Raw genomic sequence first — 6,910 nt, 5'->3', positions numbered from 1 at the left:
TAGTTAATATTGTACCTTTAAAAGAGGCTTTTTACGCGAATATTTTAAGAAATGATAAAGCTACATCTTCTATAAGTAAGATTCCAGTTACTAAAAATGAGTATGTAAGTCTTTATAGTAAATCAAAGAGAAAGGTTAAGGTAACAAAGGAAAGAGATAAAATAAAATATAATATAGAAGTCCAGATGAAAGGTGACATAAAAATAGATTCAGAACATGATAAAATAGATGAACCTAAATTAAATGTTAAAGAAATAGAAGAGCAGTTTAGTAAAGATTTAGAAACAGGGATAAATAAGGTTATTTATAGGTATCAAAAGGAGCACAATATAGATATATTTGATATAGAGAGATTTTCACATGCTAAATTTAATGAAAAAGAATTAGAGAGATTAAACTCATCTTTTAAAGATGCCATTGTAGATGTAAAAGTTAAGGTTAAAATTAACTCCACTGGAAGGCTGTTAAACTAAAATGAAAGAAGTACTATATCCTTATGTTAAATTAAAGGATATAGTACTTCTTTTATTAAAAATCTTTTATATGTTAAAAGTATCTTCTTCTTCTTCTAATTTGCTTTCTTATAAGTAATATTACAACAGTTATAGCTAAAAGAAGGACTACACCTAATACTACTAGTATAGATATTCCCATTACACTAGCTCTAGTAAGGCTACTTGTATCTACATTAGTGTATAGGTCATAAGTTTTAGAAGAATCTCTTTGATTTACTTCTAAGGTTGAAACTTTAGTATCCTCTTTGATTTTCCAAGGATTTATATCCCCTTCTTTAACTTCAAGAGTAGTATTATTTCTATTGATTTCATTATCATAATACTTAATATCTTCATGAGTAACTAAAGGTACTTCTAAAGTTTTTTCAGATCCAAAGAATCTAAAGGATTTATATTTTACTGGAACAGTTTTAACTGGTGTATTTTTTTCATAGGCAGTTATCTTTTCAGCACTGTAGCTATAATCTATTATATCCTTCATGTCTTTAAACATCTGTGTATCATTTTGATCATATACAGATTTTAATACTACCCCAACTAAATGTCTTCCATCTCTTTCATAGATGTTTAGTAAGGACTTACCAGCAGGTTCTGTATACCCAGTTTTTCCACCAATACCACCATCTACTCCTAAATTTTTATTTCGGTTTTCAATTAAACCAATTATGTTACTAGAAGTAGTTATCTTAGCTTCTTTAAGTGCCATAGTCTCACGAACCCAAGGATTATTAAAGGAAGCTTTTCCAAGAAGAGCTAAGTCATAAGCAGTAGTATAATGATTTTCATCATGAAGACCATTAGGAGTTATAAAATGAGAGTTATTCATTCCAAGTTCCTTTGCCTTCTCATTCATCATGTTAGAGAATTCATCAACACTTCCAGCTACTGAATCTGCTATGGCGTAAGCCCAGTCATTAGCGGAAAATAATAAAAGAGCTTTCATTGCATCATCTGCAGACATAGTATCTCCAACTTTAGTTTTACCCATTGCTATATTTATATCAAAGGAGTATTGTGGTTGACTTTTTGCAGAAGATGTAAAAGTTATAGGGTCAGACTTGTCCTTGTTTTCTGCAAGGAGTAATCCAGTTAAAAGTTTTGTTATACTAGCAGGGAATCTTTTGGTGTCAGCATCTTTTGCATATATGACTTCGCCAGTATCAGCATCCATAACTAGTGCTGATTTAGCTACTATATTTGGTTCAGGCTTACTTTCAGCCTTCGCTATACTACCAAAAGGAGCAGTAAAAGTTAGTGCTAGTGCTACTGCGATTGATGATAAAAGTTTCTTTTTACTCAATGTTCACCTCTCCAATTTCTTTAAAAATCTCTTTCTATAGTCTATAATTAATATATCATTAATACACATTGATAACAAGTTTAAATATGAGGCTTAGAGGTGACAACTTATGCATATAGAAAAAATAGAGAAGATTTTTAAAGGAAGAATAGGAAAACCTTTGGGGAAATATAAAAGATATGGAGTTATGATACTTTTATATAATGAAAATGGAGAAGACTATATAATATTTGAAAAAAGAGCTTTAACTCTTAGGAGTCAACCTGGGGATATATGCTTTCCAGGAGGAAGAATAGAAGAGGGAGAAACACCTCTTGATACAGCCATAAGAGAAACTGTAGAGGAGCTTAATGTTAAACTTCAAGATATTAACTATATTGGGGAAATGGATTATTTTATAAGCCCCTATAATACTATTATGTATCCCTTTGTAGCCTCTATAAATTACATGCCGGATAACTTTAGTAAGGATGAGGTTCATACATTATTTAAGGTACCTGTTAAGTATTTTATAGAGAACCCTCCAATTTTATATGAAATGAGGATTGGACCTATTGAACTTAAGGGATTTCCATTTCATCTTATAGAGGGAGGAGAAAATTATAATTTCTCTAAAGGATATTCTCCCCAGTACTTTTATAAATATGATAATTATGTAATATGGGGATTTACAGCTAGAATAATAAAGGAATTTATTGACTTAGTAAAATAATTTTAAATGGTATCAACTTATGATATAGTTCTATCTATCCATATAATATAAATAGATATAATAGAGTAAATTAATATTTAAAACAATTATATGTAAAGGGGAAGGGGAAATTTTATGTTATTTGAGGAATCAAAAATAGGGAATTTGAAGGTGAGAAATAGGTTTGTAAGAAGTGCTACTTGGGAGAATATGGCTACAGAAGAAGGTAGGCTTACAGAGAAACTCATGAAAATGTATGAAGATTTATCAAAGGGAGGGGTTGGATTTATAATAACCGGTTATGCTTATATAACTAAGGAAGAGCAACCATCACCTAAGATGCTTGGTATATATGATGATAGCTTTATTGAAGAGTATAAGCCTCTCGCGGAGGTGATAGAGACTAATGGAGCTAAAGCCATTATGCAAATTGTATATGGAGGATCTCAAACTTCATTTAATTTAGGAAAGAGAGAAATTTTAGGACCTTCGAAAGTTCCAGATAGAATAACTAAGGTTACCCCAAAAGAAATGACAAAGGAAGATATTGATTATATAGTGAAAGCTTTTGGAGAAGCTGCTAGAAGAGTAAAGGAAGCTGGCTTTCATGGAGTGCAAATTCATGGAGCTCATGGTTATTTATTAAGTAAATTTTTAGATCCATATCATAATAGACGTTTAGATGAGTATGGTGGTTCTATAGAGAATAGAGCTAGGATAGTTTTTCAGGTTTATGAAGAAGTAAGGAAACAAGTAGGGGATGATTATCCAATACTTATAAAGATAAACTGTAAAGACTTTGGATATGATGGATTAAAATTTAGTGATACCTTATGGGTATGCAAGGAGCTAGAAAAAAGAGGTATAGATGCCATAGAGCTTAGTGGGGGAGGATATAAGGATAATATAGATCCAAGTGAGGATGGACTTTCAAAGCTGAAAGGAGATGCTTACTTTAGCTCATATGGAGATAAATTATCTAAGGAGATTAACGTTCCTGTTATATTAGTTGGAAATCTTAGAGATTTAGGGGAAATAGAGGAATTGGAAAAAGATACAAATATAAAATTTTTCTCTATGTGTAGACCATTTATAAGAGAAAGTAATATTATTAATAGATGGAAAATAAAATCTAAGGACAGATCAAAATGCTTGAACTGTGATAAATGTAGAAGTGATGAGGGTGTAGTTTGTATATTTAATAGAAAGAAGTAATATATAATCTATAAAATAGATATGTATAATATTGATTAAATATTCAAAAAACAATATAATTTTATTAGAGGACTTTATTTAGGATTATATAGAGTAAGATTAGGTGTAGGTAGAATTTTTACTCACTCTTTTAACTGAGGAATACAGATAGTTTATTTATATCTTCAGGTTTAAGAATATTCAGTGGTAATACTGTAAAATCTTTTAATAAAGTCAAAATTTTAAGGGCTGGAGGGAGTTTATGAAGTTTAAAGAATTTAGCTATGAAAGACCAGATATAATAGGTTTAAAAAAGGATTTTCAAAAGCTTATAAAGAGTTTAAAGGATTCAGAGTCTCTAGATGCTCAAGTGTCTCTAATAAAACATATAAATATTTTAAGAAATGAAATTGATACAGTTTATAGTTTATCCTATATAAGACATAGTATAGATACCAATGATAAATTTTATGAAGAGGAACAGAAATATTTTGATCAAGTTATGCCAATATATGAAGGGATAATAAGTGATTATTATAAAGTATTATGTGATTCAAAGTTTAAGGTTGAATTAGAAAAAGAGTTTGGTAAGCAACTTTTTAATATTGCTAAGTGTCATGCTAACACTTTCTCAGAGGAGATAATACAAGACCTTCAAGAAGAAAATAGATTAGTATCAGAATATACTAAAGTTTTAGCTGGAGCTAAAATTGAGTTTCAAGGAAAGGTATTAAACTTAGCAGGTCTTACTCCATTTCAAATGGATAAGGATAGGAAAGTAAGAAAAGAGGCTAGTGAAGCTAAATATTCCTTCTTCGAGGATAAGGAAGAAGTATTAGATGAAATCTTTGATGCTTTGGTTAAAGTTAGAACAAAGATAGCAAAAAAGTTAGGATTTAATAATTTTGTAGATCTTGCTTATGCAAGGCTTCGTAGAATGGATTATGGCCCTTTAATGGTTAAGAATTTTAGAGATCAAGTAAAAAAATATATAGTTCCAGTATGTGATAGTCTTTATGAAAGACAAAGAAAAAGATTAGGACTAGATTCTCTTAAATACTATGATGAAAACTTTAAGTTTTTAAGTGGTAATGCGACTCCAAAGGGAGATCCACAGTGGATTTTAGAAAGAGGACGGGAAATGTACTCTGATCTTTCTAAGGAAACTAAAGAGTTTTTTGATTTTTTAATGGATAAAGAACTTATGGATGTTATAAACAGAGATGGAAAGGCAAGTGGAGGATATTGCACATATATACCTAATTATAAGAGCCCATTTATATTTTCAAACTTTAATGGAACATCAGGTGATATTGATGTACTAACCCACGAAGCAGGACATGCCTTCCAAGTATATTTAAGTAGGGATTATTCAGTTCCAGAATATTATTTTCCAACTTTAGAAGCCTGTGAGATTCATTCTATGAGTATGGAATTTTTTACTTGGCCTTGGATGGAGTTGTTCTTTAAAGAGGATACAGAGAAATATAAGTATTCTCACTTAAGCAAGGCTTTAGAGTTTATTCCTTATGGAGTAGCTGTGGATGAGTTTCAACACTTTGTTTATGAAAATCCAGAGACTCCTAAAGAGGAAAGAAAAAAGGCATTTAGAGATATTGAAAAGAAATATCTTCCTCATAGAGACTATGATAACAATGAGTTCTTAGAGAAAGGAACCTATTGGTATCAACAAAGACATATATTCCAGTCACCTTTTTATTATATAGATTATACTTTGGCTCAAATATGTGCTCTTCAATTTTTTAAGAAATCTTTAAGAGACAGGGAGAGAGCATGGGGAGAGTATTTAGAGTTATGTAAAGAAGGGGGATCTAAGAGCTTCTTAAAGCTTTTAAGAGTATGTCATTTAAATTCACCATTTCAACCAGGAACCATAGAAAAGGTGGTAACTAAAGCTAGATCAATATTAGATGGCATAGATGATAGTAAGTTATAAGAAAATTATATTTTATGCTTAAAAATATATAGTTATAATTTTATCCTATAAAATAAGGCCTATATCTTAAATTACCATGTAAAATAAGATATAGGCTTTTCTTTATGGTTAACCTGAGGATAATATTATTAATAACCTTTTATTAGTAGTTAGCATTTTTATTACATGATTAAATACATCTTATGTAACCAATTTACTAGATGTATTATGAACTATATTTTTAGAGTACATGTTTTATTTTTGAAATAAGAATATTGAATTTAGCTACTTAAATCTTTCTTATTCTTTTTTAAAAAATCTAGCTTGGTTTCACTTATAATTATGGAAGAAAATATGATTATAGATCCTATAAACATTTCAAAGGTAAAGATTTCTTTTAGTATTAGCATAGAAAGAATACTACCAAATACACATTCTGTTGATAGAATTATTGCAGCATGGGTAGAGGAAGTATGCTTTTGAGCTATATTTTGAAGTAAAAAAGCGATTAATGTACTAAATACACCAAGATAAAGGAGAGAAAATGTACCACTTAAGGTAAGATTATTTGGCATAGGTTCTGTAAAGATAGCAACTAAAGAAGATAAAGCAGCAGAAGTTCCAAGTTGAATTATAGTTAAGACAATAGGGTTTGTTTTTGATGCAAAATATCCCACAGACACAATATGTAATGCAAAGAACAATGCACATAAAAGAGTTAACGCATCTCCAAGATTTATTCCAGTTATTGAATCCTGTAATGTAAGTAGAGAGATACCTATAAAGCATAAGAAGGCAGAAAATATAGAATACATATCAGGTCTTTTTTTAGATATTCCCCAATAAAGAAATGGAACTATAACCACATTAATAGCTGTTAAAAAGCCTTGCTTTGAAGCAGTAGTATATTGAAGTCCAACAGTTTGAAATCCAAAAGCTAAGAATAAGAATATACCAACTATGATTCCACTTTTAAGATCTTGTTTATTTATAGTCTTTAAATACTTTCTAAAAACTATAACCATAAGCAAGGTAGAAATTGTAAATCTTATGGTCATCATATAGAAAGGTTTAGCAATATTTAAGGCTTCTTTTGATGCAACAAAGCCTGCTCCCCAAACAATTGCTACTATAATTAGTGAGAGATCTGCATAAAGAGTTTTTTTATTCAAAAGTAAGTCCTCCTTTTAATTTATATTATAGAATCTACAAATAAAATAGGATAATTTCCTATGAGCTATTATGAAAAAATTTATAAATATAAGTAAATTTAT

At 29.8% G+C, this 6,910-nt stretch carries 6 protein-coding genes; 4 read left to right on the top strand and 2 right to left on the bottom strand.

Annotated features, from left to right (window positions below; genetic code table 11):
* On the top strand, positions 1 to 473 hold a 473-nt coding region (locus AB2369_RS09960), incomplete at its 5' end, for a Ger(x)C family spore germination C-terminal domain-containing protein (protein WP_367666329.1).
* 73 nt (positions 474 to 546) lie between these two features.
* On the opposite strand, the gene AB2369_RS09955 is transcribed toward AB2369_RS09960, so the two are convergent.
* Positions 547 to 1,815 (bottom strand): D-alanyl-D-alanine carboxypeptidase family protein, encoded by a 1,269-nt coding sequence (locus AB2369_RS09955; protein WP_367666328.1) that lies wholly within the window; start codon positions 1,813 to 1,815, stop codon positions 547 to 549.
* Between the two features lie 109 nt (positions 1,816 to 1,924).
* On the opposite strand from AB2369_RS09955, the gene AB2369_RS09950 reads away from it, so the two are divergent.
* From AB2369_RS09950 to AB2369_RS09940, 3 genes are all read left to right on the top strand, one after another.
* A complete protein-coding gene (locus AB2369_RS09950) occupies positions 1,925 to 2,527 on the top strand; it encodes a CoA pyrophosphatase (RefSeq protein WP_367666327.1) in 603 nt (200 codons plus the stop codon).
* A gap of 114 nt (positions 2,528 to 2,641) precedes the next feature.
* On the top strand, positions 2,642 to 3,721 hold the full coding sequence (locus AB2369_RS09945) for an NADH:flavin oxidoreductase (protein ID WP_367666326.1): 1,080 nt from the start codon (positions 2,642 to 2,644) through the stop codon (positions 3,719 to 3,721).
* A 241-nt stretch (positions 3,722 to 3,962) separates the two neighbouring features.
* Entirely contained in the window at positions 3,963 to 5,657 is a 1,695-nt protein-coding gene (locus tag AB2369_RS09940; RefSeq protein ID WP_367666325.1) for a M3 family oligoendopeptidase, read from the top strand.
* Positions 5,658 to 5,917: 260 nt separating this feature from the next.
* Here AB2369_RS09940 and AB2369_RS09935 read toward each other — a convergent pair whose 3' ends face one another.
* The gene (locus AB2369_RS09935; RefSeq protein ID WP_367666324.1) at positions 5,918 to 6,808 is read right to left on the bottom strand and encodes a DMT family transporter; all 891 of its coding nucleotides are present in this window, start codon (positions 6,806 to 6,808) and stop codon (positions 5,918 to 5,920) included.
* Between the last annotated feature and the right edge of the window lie 102 nt (positions 6,809 to 6,910).

It is taken from the genome of Clostridium sp. (assembly GCF_040797585.1).
Classification (GTDB): Bacteria; Bacillota; Clostridia; order Clostridiales; family Clostridiaceae; genus Clostridium_Z.
The sequence above is the reverse complement of the archived record's forward strand: the minus strand, read 5'-3'. Positions and strand labels throughout refer to the sequence as shown.